Raw genomic sequence first — 16408 nt, forward strand, 5'->3', positions numbered from 1 at the left:
AAGACTGGTTTTATTATGGCGAGTTCAGTGCCATTCGGCAAGTTACCGACCCGGCAATTTTTTCCAGGTTACTTCATTACGTACATAAAGCGGTTCCAGATGCTCCGCACTTACGGCTGAAACCTCACCTTTCACAGCGACTGTAAGCATATCCTCTGCCAGTGGCAGCCGACAATCGTTGCTGTATTTTAATTTTTTATTCGGATCCAGCACGTCAGAATAGTTATCCCAACCAGTACCCGCCGTATAGAATCCTTGCAGATCATGCTCTGAAAACAAGTCCGCAGATGGCACCGCAACAGCCGGTTCTGTTATAGCTTCCGCAACACCATTCTTGCTGCGATAAAGGCCGTAATAAATTTCGCCCATGCGTGCATCAATGCAGGCAACAACGGCTTCTGCACCATGCTTGCGTATAGCCTGCTGCGCTAACGCCTGCAAGCTACTGACTGGAAACACCGGCAGTTCGGAGCTAAAAGCCAGCCCCTGCGCCATCGACACGCCAATACGTACTCCGGTAAAACTTCCCGGGCCGACACCGACAACCAGCCCGTCCAACTGATTCAAGTTTGTTTCTGCCTGCTGCAGTACTTTTTCAACAAAAGGCAGTAACCGCTGCGAATGCTCTCTTGGGCTTTCAATCGCTTCACTTAAAAAGGTGTTTTGCCACTGTAAAGCCACGGAGCAATTTTCAGTTGATGTATCAACTGCTAGTAAGTTCTTCATTTTTGGTTTCATCTTTCTCTGCAACCTGCGCTAAAAATTCCAGCGCCTGATTTAAATCGCGGGTTCGTGACATAGCCGGAAGGCTGGATAAAAATTGTTTGCCGTATTGGCGCGTAACCAGACGACTGTCGCAAACAATTAATACGCCGGAGTCGTCTTTGTCGCGAATTAAGCGCCCTGCCCCCTGCTTTAAAGCAATGATGGCCTGTGGTAATTGTATCGTGCTAAAAGCATCAACGCCACGTAGCCGTGCGTCTTCAACACGGGCATTTAATAACGGGTCATCGGGTGATGCAAACGGGAGTTTATCAATAATAACGCAGCGTAACGCCTCACCACGTACATCGACCCCTTCCCAAAAAGAAGAGGTTCCCAACAGAACGGCATTGCCCTTTTTCGTGAAGGTTTCCAATAATTCTGTTTTGCCCGATTCGCCCTGAACCAGAATATCCCGGTCCAACCGGTCCCTTAATATTGTTGCCATTTGTTGCAGCATTCGGTGGCTGGTAAACAACAAAAATGTGCCGCCTCGGTTTACCTGAACGCACTGCTCAGCAATTTCTGTCAGCATTTGATGCCGGTTTGGATCATTGGCCTCGGGCAAATAACGTGGCAGACACAATTTAGCCTGGCTGGCGAAGTCAAATGGGCTTTCCAGCAACAGCGTATCGGCCTCTTCTATACCCAGACGCTTGGTAAAGTAGTCAAACTGGCCGTTAACAGCCAGCGTTGCGGAGGTAAACACCCAGCTCATTTTGTTGCGTTTGATATAACCACCAAAGGTTTTAGCAACGCTTAACGGTGTCTGGTGCAAACTGACATGCCGCGGCGTGGTTTCGAACCAGAAGCTGTAACCCGTGCGATCCACATCCATTAACTGACGCCATATGTAGAGATGCTGCTCGGCACGTTCATGCAAGTTATCCAGGTCTTTATTACGGCCTATGGCGGTTTTCATAACCTCGGTCAGCAAAGTCAGACGTTCCTGCACACGCTCTGCGACTTCCGCCACCTCCGGCTTTTTACGCCAGTCACGCCAATTGCCGCGCATAGGGTCTCGTGGAAACAGCAATCGCCAGTCTTTCAGAGTCTGCAATAACGTACGAGCCATAGCGCTGCCCTGAGACAAGTCCTTAAGCTCAGTCATACACAAACGTTGAAGCTCCTCACACAATTCGGATAATTGTCGACTGGAAACTGTTTCGCCAAAGTACTGGCTGGCGATATCCGGAATTTGATGCGCTTCATCAAACACCACAGTATCAACACTGGGAATCAACTCGCCAAAGCCCGTGTCCTTTAGCGCCATATCGGCAAAGAAAAGGTGATGATTCACCACCACAATGTCGGCTTCCATGGCTTCTTTGCGGGCTTTGACTAAGTGGCAGTCTTCATACACCGGGCAGTCGCGGCCCAGGCAGTTGTCCTGAGTACTGGTAACCTGAGGCAAAACCGAGGCGTCTTCCGGCAGAGCATTCAACTCCCCCATGTCGCCGCTGCGTGTCGATGTCGACCAACGCTTGACGGTAATTAACTGACTCTGAATGTCTTTATTGAATTGGCCGGCTTGCTGAACCGCCTGTTCCATGCGGTGCAGGCACAAATAATTTGAACGACCTTTAAGTAAGGCGACAACTTTTTCAGGCGCCAGCACTTTTTTTAGCGTGGGTAAGTCACGGTGGAACAATTGTTCCTGGAGGTTTTTAGTTCCGGTGGAAATAATGGCTTTACCTTTACCCAGCAGAACTGGAGCAAGATACGCAAAAGTTTTCCCGGTACCGGTTTCGGCCTCAACAACAAGTTGGCCTTTTTTCTTAACGGTGGCAGCTATGGCTTCTGCCATCTGCTGCTGAGCGGCCCGCGGCTGGAAGTTTGTAATTGCCTGCGCCAGTTCGCCTGTTGGCTTAAATACTGATAGAACTGTTGCCATAACCCTAACCGCTAAAAAAATAGACGCGTATTATGACATAGATGTTTGCTCAGGCGTAGGTGTCTATATGTCCTGAAGATGAGGTTTCATCGTCATCTGCAAGCTCTTCAACTTCCGTTTGAGCAGATGGCTGGCCTTGCTGCTGGTGTTGCTCATTTTCCTGTCTTTGCTTGTCGCTGTTAACAGTCGAACCTTCTTCTTCATTGACGGCGCGAAGCTCTTGTATTTTTTCAACCTGGTTGATTTTCATCTGCTCACGGGCGTGGTCCACAGGCACACGAGTGTCTTTGGGGATCAGCGGAACCATTGCATCAAAGTTAGCCATTGCTTTTGTCTTACGCCTCTTCAGAAGGTTTGTTATTTATTTGACTATACAACCACTGGTTAAATAATAACCTGATATCGACTGAATAACCAATAAGTTTACTCTTGCATTACATTTCTCAAGTGTTATAGTGCTATACAACTTAACGAAGTACATTTATTTCTTTGGAGCGTTAATCATGCATTTTGTTCACAGCCACCACCATCATCATTGGAATTGTATGGCTTAGCCGTGAACTTAATGTTTGGGCTAGCCGTATAAACGCTAGCCTTTCGATTGACTATACAACCCCCGAAAGGCATCCACCTTCGGGGGTTTTTTATTTTAGGAGCTGTTATGACTGACCGTTTAACCATCGCGATACAGAAATCTGGACGACTGAGTAAAGAATCTATGGCACTGCTGAACGCCTGTGGCGTGAAATTCAGTGTTAACGAAGCGCGTTTAATTGCGCACAGCACCAGTCATCCTATCGATTTACTGCGCGTTCGTGATGATGACATTCCCGGTCTGGTTATGGACGGTGTGGTTGATTTAGGTCTGGTTGGCGAAAACGTGCTGGAAGAAGCTCGGTTAGAGCGCATTGCAACCGATTCTGTCGCGGCCTATCAGCCATTACGTGGACTTGAGTTCGGTCAGTGCCGATTGTCGTTGGCGGTTCCACGAGAAAGCCAGTATCAGTCATTAAAAGATTTAGACGGCTTAAGAGTCGCAACCACCTACCCTCAGTTGCTTAAGCGTTACCTGAAAGACAACGGCGTGAATGCGCGTACGGTAATGCTGACTGGTTCTGTGGAGGTTGCTCCCCGTGCCGGTCTGGCTGAAGCTATCTGTGACTTAGTATCCACCGGTGCTACGCTGGAAGCGAACGGACTCGTAGAGAAAGATGTGATATTCCGTTCCCAGGCTCAGCTAATACAACGCGCTGACAGCCTGTCGGAAGAAAAACAAGCCATGATAGATCAGTTGCTGCCACGCATAGACGGTGTGCAAATGGCGCGGGAAAGCAAATACATTATGCTGCACGCTCCAAAAAACAAATTAGAGCAAGTGGTCGAGTTATTACCCGGTGCAGAAACCCCCACCATTTTGCCGCTTAGCCACACCGACGAGCAAGTTGCCGTACACATGGTCAGCACCGAGAAGCTATTCTGGGAAACCATGGAAGATCTTAAGTCTATGGGCTGCAGTTCAATACTTGTATTGCCTATTGAAAAAATGATGGGGTGATCATGAGTGAATTACAGATACCCATTGAACAGTGGCAAAGCCTGTCGGAAGCGGAGCAAGCTCAACGCTTAGCGCGTCCCGGACGGGCTCAGGCGGAATCTTTACGTGAGAAAGTCTCTGTTATTCTAAGCGACGTGCGTGATAACGGTGAGCGCGCGGTACTGAATTATACCCGCGAGTTCGACAACCCGGAGGCGACCTCATTGCGCATGAGCAGTGAACAAGTCGATGCGGCTATAGCGGGTTTAGATGACAAAATAAAACGCGCCATAAACACCGCGTACCAAACGATCTATCGCTTTCACGAAGCACAGCGCCCGCAGAACTTAAGCATTGAAACCGCGCCAGGCGTGCAGTGTGAGTTGCGTTATACGCCGTTAGATGCGGTCGGTTTATACATTCCCGGTGGCAGCGCAACCTTGCCATCCACTGCATTAATGCTGGGTGTGCCGGCGCAAATTACCGGGTGTCAGCGTGTGGTTATGGTTAGCCCGCCTAATAAGCAGGGTGAATTACCAGCCGCCCTGCTCTACGCGGCTAAGTGTTGCGGAGTGACTGATATTCTGCTGTGTGGCGGCGCTCAGGCAATTGGCGCGCTGGCCTACGGCATAGAGTCATCGCCCGCGGTGGGTAAAGTCTTTGGTCCGGGAAACAGTTTTGTGACCGAAGCCAAGCAACAGGTGAGTCAAAATGACAGCGGCTGTGCCATGGACTTACCGGCAGGCCCCTCCGAGCTTTTGGTTATTGCTGATGACAGTGCAAACCCCGCTTATGTGGCGGCGGATTTACTCTCGCAGGCTGAGCACGGCCCTGACTCTCAGGTTATTTTGCTTACGCCATCAATGGCTGTAGCCGAAAATGTACGACAGGAGCTGATTGCACAGTGCGCTCAGTTAAGCCGTGCCGATATTGCCGAGCAGGCATTACAGGCCAGTCGTCTACTGGTGGTTTCAGACATGAATGAAGCCATAGCCATTAGCGAAACCTACGCGCCCGAACACCTCTCTATTCAGACGGATAACGCGCGTGAGCTGCTGCCACAGTTAACCCGCGCAGGCTCTGTCTTTGTCGGACACTATACGCCGGAATCCGGCGGTGATTACGCCACCGGCACCAACCACGTACTGCCAACCTATGGCTATGCCCGCAATTACAGCAGCCTTGGACTGGTCGACTTTTACCGTCGCTATACGGTACAGGAAGCCAGTCAGGATGGGCTACGCCAGTTAGCAGAAGCCATTACCACTCTGGCCGACGTTGAAGGCTTAGACGCACACAAGCGTGCCGTAACTATTCGCACGGAGAATAAGCCATGAGCATTGTTGAGCAGTTACAGCGACAGCACCTGAAGCAGTTAACGCCTTATGCGTCAGCGCGTCGCAGCATGAGCGGCGGCAATATCTGGCTGAACGCCAACGAGTCTCCGTACAGTAACTCGTTCACTGTCGATGACAGCAAGCTTAACCGGTACCCGGAGTTTCAGTCTAAGCCGCTGAACCAGGCCTACGCTGAATACGCCGGAGTTGAATCCTCACAGGTATTGAGCAGCCGCGGGTCGGATGAAGGTATTGAATTACTGATACGAGCCTTTTGTGAACCCGGTCAGGACAAAGTACTGATTTGCCCGCCGACTTACGGTATGTACGCTATTTCGGCTAAAACCTTTGCCGTTGGCGTAAATGAAGTCCCTTTACTGAAGAGCTGGCAACTGGACACCGAGTCAGTGATAGACGCTGCGGCAGAGTCTAAGGTTATCTTCTTATGTTCACCTTCAAACCCTCTGGGCAACAGGTTGAATCCGGATGACATTGAGCAAGTTTTACAGCACTCTCCAAGCTCTATTGTGGTTGTCGACGAGGCCTATATTGAGTTTAGTTCTGGTAACAGCGTTGCCGGTTGGCTGAGACGATACCCGAACCTGGTAGTGCTACGCACCTTGTCTAAAGCTTTTGCTCTGGCCGGCATTCGCTGCGGTTTTTTGCTGGCGAATGACGACATCATTGAGCTACTGCAAAAAGTTCTGGCGCCGTACCCTTTGCCAGACCCGACAGTGCAAATTGCGGTTCAGGCTTTGCAAACAAGTTCGCTGGAACGACTTCAGCAGCAGGTAGCAAGCTTATTAGCCGAGCGCGACCGTGTGCAAACAGCTTTAGAGCAAACACCACTGACTCTGGTATCGGAAAGTGACACGAACTTTTTATTGTATCAGTGTGAAGATGCCGCTGGTTTAGTGAAATCACTTGCCGATAACGGCCTATTAATACGTAATCAGTCGGCTCAGCAGGGGCTGGAAAACGTTGTTCGCATAACCATTGGTAGCGCCGCCGAAAATGACGAACTGATTCAACAGTTAAAGGATTATTTTTCATGAGCCAGAAGCCTATTTTATTTATTGACCGCGACGGGACTCTGGTAGAAGAGCCCGCTATAGACAAACAGCTGGACAGCGTTGAGAAGCTGGTATTTGAGCCCAACGTGGTACCGGCTTTGCTGAAACTGCAACAGGCGGGTTATCAGCTGGTGATGGTGTCCAACCAGGACGGTCTGGGTACTGATAGCTTCCCGCAAGCTGATTTTGATGCGCCACATAACTTAATGATGGCGGTGTTTGAATCACAAGGTATTCGCTTTAACGATGTTTTGATTTGCCCTCACTTTGACAGTGATAACTGCAGCTGCCGCAAGCCTGCTCTTGGGCTGGTAAAGTCGTACCTGAAAGAAGGTCGTGTCGACTTTACCAACTCCTACGTTATTGGCGACCGTGAAACCGACCTGCAACTGGCTGAGAATATGGGTATTGAAGGCCTGCACTACAGCCGCACAGAACTCAACTGGGATGCCATTGTTCACCAGCTACTGGACAACCCGCGTACAGCGTCAGTTACACGTACCACCCGGGAAACGGATATTAACATTAAGGTGGATTTAGACAGTCAGGCACCGCGCGAATTTGATACCGGTATTGGCTTCTTTGATCACATGCTTGAGCAAATAGCCACACACGCGGGCTTCTCGCTTTCGGTTAAGGTTAAGGGTGATTTGCACATTGACGATCACCACACCATTGAAGACACTGCTCTGGCGTTGGGTCAGGCATTACGCTCAGCGCTTGGCGATAAGCGCGGTATTGGCCGCTTTGGTTTTGCTCTGCCTATGGATGAATGCCGGGCGGAATGTCTGATCGATTTATCCGGACGTCCCTATTTGAAATGGGAAGCAGATTTCACCCGCGACAAAGTCGGCGAGTTATCCACCGAAATGGTCGAGCACTTCTTCCGCTCGTTAACCGACGCCATGGCAATGAGCTTGCACTTATCGACCACCGAGGGTAATACCCACCATCAGGTTGAAAGCCTGTTTAAGGTGTTTGGCCGGGCTCTGCGTCAGGCTATTACCAAAACTGGAGACCAACAGTTGCCGTCGAGTAAGGGGATGCTGGCATGAATGTGGTGATTGTCGATACCGAGTGTGCCAACCTGACGTCTGTTCGCTTTGCAGTTGAACGTTTGGGCTACTCAGTGCTTATTACCGATGATGCAGAACAAATACGCACCGCTGACTGTGTCATTTTGCCCGGCGTAGGTACCGCTGCCGCGGCTATGCGTAACTTACAGCGAAAGCAACTCGTAGAGCCGCTGCGGGAATTAACCCAGCCGGTGCTGGGTATTTGTCTGGGTATGCAATTATTGACCTCGCACTCAGAAGAAGGTGACGTTGATTGTCTTAACCTGATTCCGGCGAAAACCAAACGCCTTCGCGAGCATGGTCTTCCGTTGCCGCACATGGGCTGGAATACACTGGAGCCAACCGACGACAACCCATTAGTCGACACAAACGACAGCTACTGCTATTTCGTACACAGTTTTGCTGTAGCCGTTGATGAGTACACCATTGCCAGTAGCGAATACGGTGAACGATTTGCCTCTATGATACGACACAACAACTATTTTGGTGCGCAGTTTCACCCCGAACGCTCAGGTAAAACCGGCGAAGCTCTGTTGAAACGTTTTTTGGAGTTAAAATTATGCTGATCCCTGCTCTGGATCTTATCGATGGAAAAGTTGTGCGTCTGTATCAGGGCGACTTTGCGCAAAAAACTGAATTTGATTTAACACCTTTAGGCCAGGCTCAGCTTTATGCTGAGGCAGGTGCAAAATGGCTGCACCTGGTGGATTTAGACGGTGCCAAAGATCCTGACAGACGACAACAAACCTTACTAGCTAAGCTTGCCTCAGAGTCAGGAATGCGGTGTCAGGCAGGAGGCGGAATACGCACAACAGCAGATTTGGAAGCCTTATTTGAAGCCGGCATTGAACGTGCTGTAATTGGTTCAACTGCGGTGAATAATCCGGATAAAGTCACTCGCTGGTTCCAGACCTACGGACCTGAAAAGATAGTCCTTGCTCTGGATGTCAATATTGACGCAGATGGCAATGCAATGGTGGCTACGCACGGCTGGCAAGAGGCCAGCACGCATACACTGGATGATATTCTGAAACGCTATCTGGATTTAGGTTGTCGCCATGTGCTTTGTACCGATATCAGTAAAGACGGCACCATGACAGGCACCAATGTCGAGCTCTACAAGCGCTATAAAGCACTTTACCCACAAGTGGTCTGGCAGGCATCCGGTGGTGTCAGTTGCTTAGATGATCTTAAAGATTTGAAAGCCGTTAACTGTGACTCAGTTATTCTTGGTAAGTCTTTACTTACCGGCGCTTTCACGATGCAGGAGGCACTGGCATGCTGGCAAAACGCGTAATTCCTTGTCTGGATGTTCGTGACGGACAAGTGGTAAAAGGGGTTAAGTTCCGTAATCATGAGGTTATTGGTGACATTCAGCCTCTGGCTAAACGTTATGCAGAAAGCGGCGCCGATGAGTTAGTGTTCTATGACATTACAGCATCGGCTGACGGACGTACGGTAGACAAGTCCTGGGTGGAACGAGTAGCCCGCGAAATTAATATTCCATTCACTGTGGCCGGTGGCATCCGTTCGGTTGAGCAAGCACAGACCATGCTGTCTATGGGTGCGGATAAAATTTCCATTAACTCGCCTGCTCTGCTTAACCCGGACTTGATCAATACCCTGGTCGAAGAGTTTGGTCAGCAATGCATTGTTATTGGCATCGACAGCTTTTATAACGAGCAGTCTGATCAATATGAAGTCCACCAGTTTACCGGTGACGAGAGTAAGTCTCGTAAATCGGCCTGGCAAACGAAGGACTGGCTGCAGGAGGTTATCTCTCGCGGTGCCGGTGAAATTGTTCTGAATTGTATGAATCAGGACGGTGTTCGCCGGGGTTACGATATCGCTCAATTGTCAGCTTTACGTGAATACTGTTCTGTACCTTTAATCGCCTCTGGCGGCGCCGGCGAAATTCAGCATTTTGTCGATGCCTTTCAGCAAGCTAAAGTTGATGGCGCACTGGCAGCGTCGGTTTTTCATAAGAATATATTCAGTATTAGCGACGTAAAAGCCGCTATGGCAGCGAATAATGTTGCTGTTCGCCCTATAGAAGCGATTCAGGAGACACAATGAGAATTAAGTTAGATACAATAGACCAGCTAGCCTGGGATAAAATGTCGGGGCTGCTACCCTGCACGGTGCAACACGCATTAACCGGTGAAATCCTGATGCAGGCCTATATGAACGCTGACGCTGTTAAAGAGAGTTTAGCAACTGGCAAAACAACGTTTTACAGCCGCAGTAAAGAGCGTTTATGGACTAAGGGCGAGAGCTCAAAAAACTACCTTCAGCTTGAAGGTATTTATTCAGACTGCGATAACGACGCATTACTGGTTCAGGCTCTGCCCGATGGTCCTACCTGCCACTTAGGCAACCGCAGCTGCTTTGCCGAAGCACCTAAACCTTTACTGCACGAGCTGGATGCGCTTATTGCCAGTCGCAAAGGCGCGGATGCCAGTAAAAGCTACACCGCCAGCTTGTTTACCAAAGGGTTAAAACGAGTTGCACAAAAAGTCGGAGAAGAAGGCGTTGAAGTTGCTCTGGCCGCAGCAACCGCCGATAAAGACGAGCTGGTTAATGAAAGTGCGGATTTACTTTATCACTTGCTGGTCGCGTTGCGAGCCAATGAGCTTAGCCTGGAGGACGTGCTGGAGGTGTTAGCTAAGCGCCGCGGTTAAGCGGCACTGTTTAACTGCTCACGAAAGTGCTTACGCTCGTATCGACGGGATACGCGGCGTAAGCGCAATGACAACAGGACAGCTGCAACACTTAGACCGCTGATAAAGCCTATCCAGAAACCTGCGGCCCCCATTGCCGGTACTACCCAGTCGGTACGCCCCAAAATAAAGCCCACACTTAGACCAAATGGCCAGTAGGAAATAAAAGCGAGGATCATCGGGTACTTGGTGTCTTTATAGCCACGCAGTGTACCTATAGAAATGGCCTGGAAAGTATCTGACACGGTGAATATAGCCGCCAGCCCCATAAGAGTGGCTGCTAAGTTAATGATGTCCTGGTCCGGTGTATAGAGGCTTGCTAACCAGCCTCCCCCCAAATACATGATAAGCCCATTGACCGTTGCGAATGCGCCACCAAACAGCATAGCGATTTTAAAGCTCAACATGGCATTTTTCGGGTCTCCTGCTCCCAACGCAAAGCCAACCCGTAACGTTACCGCCATAGAGATACTCAGCGGCACCATGTACACCAGCGAACTGATGTTCAGCGCAATTTGATGAGCAGAAACCACCGTTGGCCCCAAAGGAGCTATGAGTAAGGCTACGGCCGCAAACAAACTCACTTCAAAAAAAAGTGACATTGAAATAGGAAAACCGATACGAATAACGTAGGTGACATCGTCCCAGTTCGGACGATACCAGCGGCGCAGTAACCTTAACCGTTTGTAACGTTTGGCGGTAAAGGTATAAATGGCCATAGAGAGAGCCATACCCCACAGCACGATAGCGGTAGCAAGACCACAACCCGCACCACCAAGCTCCGGCATGCCAAATTCACCGTACACAAAGACATAGTTTGCCGGTATGTTGATCAGTAAGCCAATGAAGCCAATGATTAGCGATGGCATGGTATTCGACATACCTTCGCAGAAATTTCTTAGTACCGCGTATATAACAAAGCCAGGTATACCCCAGGCTATATAAAATAGGTAGTCCAGCGTAATAGCACGGAAGTCATCTTCCACTTCCATAATATCCAGTAACCATGGAGCGGAGGACATTCCAATTAAGGTAATGACACCGACAATGGCACACGCATACAAGCCCTGCTGCAATATATTGGCAACGCGCTTGTGCGAGTTAGAACCATCGAGATGAGAGATAATTGGCGCTAATGCCAACGCCAGACCGAACACCAATAACGTGGCGGGCACGAAAATACTTCCGCCAACGGACACAGCCGCCAGGTCAAGCGCGCCCTTGCGTCCTGCCATGACCGTGTCGACCACACTCATTAGCATTTGAGTGAGCTGGGCAACCAGAATGGGACCGGTCAGTTTGGCCAGTTTATGACATTCGTCTTTGTTATTGCTCCACCAGTTCACTCGTTCTTATTCTCTGGGTTAATGAGGTTGGTTGCGCAAAAAGCGCAGAATACGTTGGTTAACATCCGCCGGGTGAGTTAGTGGTCCCATATGCCCGGCAGTAACCGATTCTCTTGTAATATTAGGCAAAACCGTGGACAGTGCCTCAGCAACCGCCTTAGCACTACGCCGAGTGTGATCGCCCTGCAACAGCAGCAGGTTTTGATCAACACCACTGTAGTCAGCCAGGCGCCTTGGTTCGTTAAGCAATGCATCAAAGTCCAGCGCTACTTTATCGGCCTGGGCAACCATTAACTGTTGGATTCGCTCCGGCAGAGCATCGAAATAACCGGCATCGTTCCAGTAGTCGACAAAAGTGCGAGTGCATTCTTTCGCGTCTCTGCCATGCATTGCCTGACTAATTTCCTGAATTTCCAGCATGCCCGGCGAGTCATCCGGTAGCACATGAAAGGCCACAGGCTCATAAACCACCACGTCGGCAATCTCAAAGGGCTTCTCTAATGCCAGTTTTAGCGCAACGGCACCTCCGTATGAGTGTCCGACCAGCTGAACGGGCTGCTTCAGCTGTAAACTTTCGACAGCAGAAAGGATACGTGGCAGCTCCTGCTCCAGCCGAAAGTTCGCCGTATATTCAACTTTAGGCGCCTGCCCATAACCAAGGAGATCAACCGCAATAACAAAGTGGCTGCTCACTAAGTCCTTTAACAGAGCTCGCCACTGTGTACTGGCACTCTGCGAGCTGTGCAACAAAATGACCGGGGGATTTTGCTGCTCGCCATATAAATGAATTCCGGGTTCTATTTCAGACATAACTTCACTTTAAGATAAACTGACACCAACAAACTGACCGATACCGTAGCCAGCAGCTAATAGCAAAACGGCAAAAGTTGTTAATACACCAATGGTTCTTGGCAGGCTAACACCTACACTGCGAGTTAACCCAATGGCATGGCATAAACGAGCAATAACCAGCGCAATACCTAAGCCATGCAGTAAGCCTAAAGGCGCATTCTGAACTTCCATCATAGCAAATAGAATAAGAGCCAACGGCACATATTCAATAAAGTTGCCATGAATGCGAACGGCTGCTTTTAGATCCTGAGCTTCGCCGGTACCAATACCGACTCGGTGCTTCCAGCGTAAGCGTATAATACGCGCCGCCAGGGCAAGATAGATTAAGGTTAAGACTCCGGCATAAAAACCGGTAATTGTAAGTTGTGATGTCACTTGCTGCCCCTTATTTTTCTTTGTTAGTCGGCTTCATCAAAAAAGGCTCACCATGTGAGCCTTTTGCTAAACCTGTTATTTTCTAAGCAAGTCACCAAGCTGCTCACTGACTTTGTCGACAGGCTGCGTACCATCAATTTTGTGGTACTCTGTTTTCCCTTCCTCAGACAGCTTCTGGTAGTACTCAACCAAAGGCTCTGTCTGCTCATGGTAAACCGACAAGCGTTTGCGAACCGTCTGCTCCTGATCGTCCGGACGAATCACCAGCTCTTCACCAGTTTCATCATCTTTACCATCTACCTTCGGAGGGTTGTGCTCAATATGATAAACACGACCTGATCCAGGGTGGACACGACGCCCACTCATACGATCAACGATAATTTCGTCCGGAACATCAAACTCCAGTACATAATCAATTTCAATACCGTTATCGCGCATTGCATCGGCTTGTGGAATGGTTCTTGGAAAACCATCGAGCAAAAAGCCGTTCTGGCAGTCCGGCTCGGCAATACGTTCTTTAACCAACTCAATGATGATATCGTCAGACACTAGTTGCCCGGCGTCCATCACTTGTTTGGCTTTTTTACCCAATTCCGAACCCGATTTTATTGCTGAACGCAGCATATCACCAGTGGAAATTTGAGGGATCCCAAAAGTGTTCATCAGAAACTGTGCCTGAGTTCCTTTTCCAGCTCCTGGGGCGCCTAACAAAATAATGCGCATAGAAAACCTCTTTGTATGATTCAAAAGTCTGCCCCGAACTTTACCCTGACGGGCGGGCTATTACAAGCTCAGAAAGACGCTGCGGGCAATGACTTACCCGCAGCAGAAGGTGCAAAATTAAGCGTTTAGCATTAATTTATTAAGGCGGGTGACAAAAGAGGCCGGGTCTTTCAGGTTACCCCGTTCTGCCAAAGTAGCCTGGTCCAATAATACCTCGGCCCACTCTTTAAATGTGTCCTCGTCCTTAGTCAGCATTCGTTCTACCAGTGGATGCTCGGGGTTCACTTCAAAGATGTACTTAGTTTCAGGAACCGCCTGTCCAGCCGCTTCCATCAACTTGGCCATCTGCGTGCTCATATCATTGTCATCGGTAATGATACAAGCTGGCGAGTCGGTTAACCGGTGAGTTACGCGAACCTTCTTCACTTTATCGCCTAATGCTTTTTCAAAACGCTCAAGGTTCGCTTTGAAGGCCTCTTCGGCTTTTTCCTGTTCAGCTTTGTCTTCCTCGTCGTCCAGTTCACCTAAGTCCAGATCACCACGAGTAACCGACTGCAATTGCTTCTCTTTAAACTCTGTCAGGTGGCTCATTAACCACTCATCGATACGCTCAGAAAGCAGTAAAACTTCAATGCCTTTCTTATTGAAGATTTCCAGCGCAGGGTTGTTTCTGGCGGCTTCGTAGCTGTCGGCCACAATGTAGAAAATCTTATCCTGACCTTCTTTCATACGCTCAATGTAGTCATCCAGGCTGACTGACTGAACCGCGCCTTCATTGTGGGTCGAAGCAAAACGCAGGAGTTCAGCGATACGTTCACGGTTAGTATGATCTTCTGCCGGACCTTCTTTCAGAACGTTACCGAAAGTATCCCAGAACTGTTGATACTGTTCTTTATCGTCTTTTGCCAGCTTTTTCAGCATCTGCAGCACTTTTTTGGTACTGCCGTTCCGCATAGCACGGGTAATTTTATTGTCCTGCAGAATTTCACGTGAAACGTTCAGTGGTAAGTCGTTTGAATCGACCAGGCCACGCACAAAACGCAGATAAGTGGGCATTAACTGCTCAGCGTCATCCATAATGAATACGCGCTTCACATAAAGCTTAACACCGTGCTGCTGCTCACGGTTCCACAAGTCCCACGGAGCGCGTTTAGGAATATACAGTAAATTAGTATACTCGGTCGTGCCTTCGACTTTGTTGTGGCTCCATAAAAGTGGCTCATCAAAGTCATGTGCGACAGTCTTGTAAAACTCTTTGTATTCTTCGTCAGTAATTTCTGACTTCTCACGAGTCCAGAGTGCCTGACCTGAGTTTACAGTTTCCCATTCGCCGGGTTGCCCTTCTACTTTGTTGCCTTCGTCGTCTTCTGACTCAGGTACCGGTTCTTTCCACATTTGAACCGGGATACTCAAGTGTTCTGAATATTTATTGATAATGCCACGCAGACGGTTTTCATCTAAGAATTCATCGGCATCGTCTTTCAGGTGCAGAATAATATCTGTGCCACGCCGGGCTTTATCAATGTCAGCAATTTCGAAATCACCCTCACCTTGCGAGCGCCATTCAACTCCGCGAGCGTCTTTATCTAATGCTGAACGAGTTCTTACGGTAACTTCATCAGCAACGATAAAGGCTGAATAGAAGCCAACACCAAACTGACCAATAAGCTTGCTGTCTTTTGCTTCGTCGCCGGACAGTTGACCAAAGAATTCAGCGGTACCTGACTTGGCAATGGTTCCCAGGTTGTTCATGACATCGTCACGAGTCATGCCAACGCCATTGTCACTGATAGTGATAGTGCGGCTGTCTTTATCAACAGAAACCCGAACGTGCAGGTCGCTGTCGTCGCCATACAGGGAGTTGTCGCTTAAGGCTTTAAAACGCAATTTATCCGCTGCGTCGGACGCATTTGAGACCAGTTCGCGTAAGAAAATTTCTTTATTGGAATACAGAGAATGGATCATCAGGTGAAGCAGTTGTTTTACTTCTGTCTGAAATCCATGTTTTTCCATTTGACCGGCTTCCGCCATAGTATATTTCTCCTGCTGTTATTACCTATGCCAATAACAATGGGGGCGCAGGAGATATTTTCAAGTCATCGGGAAAATTGTTTTCGACCGCTGAAAGCGTGACCTAAAGTCGTTTGGTCGACATAGCCCAACTCACCACCAACCGGCACGCCATGAGCTATTCGGGTAGTATTGATATTCTGTTGGGCGGCAATATCGGCAATATAGTGCGCGGTAGCATCACCTTCTACCGTCGGATTCGTTGCCAGAACAATCTCTTCAACGGGTTCATTCTGCAACTGTCGCTCAAGCTCATCCAGACCAATGTCTGACGGCCCAATACCGTCCAGCGGCGACAAATGCCCCATTAACACAAAGTAGCGGCCCTGGAACTGCGAAGTTTGTTCAATCGCAAGTACGTCGGCGGGTGTTTCAACCACACAGAGCACACCGTTCTCACGCCGCATCGGATTGCTGCAAATTCGACACAGCGGCTCTTCAGTTAAGGTCCGGCAACACTCGCAGTGCCCCACTTTTTCAACAGCGGACTGCAAAGATTCGGCAAGCCGGGAGGCGCCGCCGCGATCGCGTTCAAGCAAATGAAATGCCATACGCTGTGCTGATTTCTGACCAACACCTGGCAGACGCTTTAAATTATCAACAAGCTGATCAATTGCCGGACTAATACTCATGAACTGACCTTACT

At 49.2% G+C, this 16408-nt stretch carries 17 protein-coding genes; 8 read left to right on the top strand and 9 right to left on the bottom strand.

Annotated elements, in window-relative coordinates:
• Positions 1-42: 42 nt before the first annotated feature.
• From tsaB to BM359_RS05160, 3 genes are read right to left on the bottom strand one after another with little or no spacing between them, the layout of a single operon-like run.
• The gene (gene tsaB, locus BM359_RS05150) at positions 43-726 is read right to left on the bottom strand and encodes a tRNA (adenosine(37)-N6)-threonylcarbamoyltransferase complex dimerization subunit type 1 TsaB (RefSeq protein WP_054491112.1); all 684 of its coding nucleotides are present in this window, start codon (positions 724-726) and stop codon (positions 43-45) included.
• Complete coding sequence (locus BM359_RS05155; protein ID WP_054491034.1) at positions 704-2656, bottom strand: DNA repair helicase YoaA; 1953 nt, start codon at positions 2654-2656, stop codon at positions 704-706. Before BM359_RS05155 ends, tsaB begins: the two co-directional genes overlap by 23 nt.
• 49 nt (positions 2657-2705) lie before the next feature.
• Entirely contained in the window at positions 2706-2981 is a 276-nt protein-coding gene (locus BM359_RS05160) for a hypothetical protein (protein ID WP_054491036.1), read from the bottom strand.
• A gap of 336 nt (positions 2982-3317) precedes the next feature.
• On the opposite strand from BM359_RS05160, the gene hisG reads away from it, so the two are divergent.
• From hisG to hisIE, 8 genes are read left to right on the top strand one after another with little or no spacing between them, the layout of a single operon-like run.
• Entirely contained in the window at positions 3318-4211 is an 894-nt protein-coding gene (gene hisG, locus BM359_RS05165) for an ATP phosphoribosyltransferase (RefSeq protein WP_011235066.1), read from the top strand.
• 2 nt (positions 4212-4213) lie between these two features.
• Positions 4214-5527 carry a histidinol dehydrogenase gene (hisD, locus tag BM359_RS05170; protein ID WP_054491038.1) on the top strand — a complete coding sequence of 438 codons (1314 nt, stop codon included), beginning with the start codon at positions 4214-4216 and terminating at the stop codon, positions 5525-5527.
• Positions 5524-6582, top strand: a complete 1059-nt coding sequence (gene hisC / locus BM359_RS05175; protein ID WP_054491040.1) for a histidinol-phosphate transaminase — start codon at positions 5524-5526, stop codon at positions 6580-6582. The genes hisD and hisC overlap by 4 nt, the downstream gene beginning before the upstream one ends.
• Positions 6579-7655, top strand: a complete 1077-nt coding sequence (gene hisB / locus BM359_RS05180; protein ID WP_054491042.1) for a bifunctional histidinol-phosphatase/imidazoleglycerol-phosphate dehydratase HisB — start codon at positions 6579-6581, stop codon at positions 7653-7655. Before hisC ends, hisB begins: the two co-directional genes overlap by 4 nt.
• On the top strand, positions 7652-8242 hold the full coding sequence (hisH, locus tag BM359_RS05185; RefSeq protein WP_054491044.1) for an imidazole glycerol phosphate synthase subunit HisH: 591 nt from the start codon (positions 7652-7654) through the stop codon (positions 8240-8242). Before hisB ends, hisH begins: the two co-directional genes overlap by 4 nt.
• Positions 8236-8973: a 1-(5-phosphoribosyl)-5-[(5-phosphoribosylamino)methylideneamino]imidazole-4-carboxamide isomerase gene (gene hisA, locus BM359_RS05190; protein ID WP_054491046.1), complete on the top strand. Its 738-nt coding sequence runs from the start codon at positions 8236-8238 to the stop codon at positions 8971-8973. The genes hisH and hisA overlap by 7 nt, the downstream gene beginning before the upstream one ends.
• Positions 8955-9752 carry an imidazole glycerol phosphate synthase subunit HisF gene (gene hisF, locus BM359_RS05195; RefSeq protein WP_054491048.1) on the top strand — a complete coding sequence of 266 codons (798 nt, stop codon included), beginning with the start codon at positions 8955-8957 and terminating at the stop codon, positions 9750-9752. The genes hisA and hisF overlap by 19 nt, the downstream gene beginning before the upstream one ends.
• Positions 9749-10357 carry a bifunctional phosphoribosyl-AMP cyclohydrolase/phosphoribosyl-ATP diphosphatase HisIE gene (gene hisIE, locus BM359_RS05200; protein WP_054491050.1) on the top strand — a complete coding sequence of 203 codons (609 nt, stop codon included), beginning with the start codon at positions 9749-9751 and terminating at the stop codon, positions 10355-10357. The genes hisF and hisIE overlap by 4 nt, the downstream gene beginning before the upstream one ends.
• Here hisIE and BM359_RS05205 read toward each other — a convergent pair.
• The 6 genes from BM359_RS05205 to recR form a co-directional block, all read right to left on the bottom strand.
• The gene (locus BM359_RS05205) at positions 10354-11742 is read right to left on the bottom strand and encodes an MATE family efflux transporter (protein WP_054491052.1); all 1389 of its coding nucleotides are present in this window, start codon (positions 11740-11742) and stop codon (positions 10354-10356) included. The two genes, hisIE and BM359_RS05205, sit on opposite strands and share 4 nt — an antisense overlap.
• A gap of 18 nt (positions 11743-11760) precedes the next feature.
• A complete protein-coding gene (locus tag BM359_RS05210) occupies positions 11761-12552 on the bottom strand; it encodes an alpha/beta fold hydrolase (RefSeq protein ID WP_054491054.1) in 792 nt (263 codons plus the stop codon).
• Positions 12553-12561: 9 nt separating this feature from the next.
• Positions 12562-12969, bottom strand: a complete 408-nt coding sequence (locus BM359_RS05215) for an MAPEG family protein (protein WP_054491056.1) — start codon at positions 12967-12969, stop codon at positions 12562-12564.
• Between the two features lie 75 nt (positions 12970-13044).
• Complete coding sequence (gene adk, locus BM359_RS05220; protein ID WP_054491058.1) at positions 13045-13692, bottom strand: adenylate kinase; 648 nt, start codon at positions 13690-13692, stop codon at positions 13045-13047.
• Positions 13693-13809: 117 nt separating this feature from the next.
• Positions 13810-15723: a molecular chaperone HtpG gene (htpG, locus tag BM359_RS05225; RefSeq protein ID WP_054491060.1), complete on the bottom strand. Its 1914-nt coding sequence runs from the start codon at positions 15721-15723 to the stop codon at positions 13810-13812.
• Positions 15724-15788: 65 nt separating this feature from the next.
• Positions 15789-16394: a recombination mediator RecR gene (gene recR, locus BM359_RS05230; protein WP_054491062.1), complete on the bottom strand. Its 606-nt coding sequence runs from the start codon at positions 16392-16394 to the stop codon at positions 15789-15791.
• Positions 16395-16408: the final 14 nt, after the last annotated feature.

Source organism: Idiomarina abyssalis, assembly GCF_900116625.1.
Taxonomy (GTDB): domain Bacteria; phylum Pseudomonadota; class Gammaproteobacteria; order Enterobacterales; family Alteromonadaceae; genus Idiomarina; species Idiomarina abyssalis.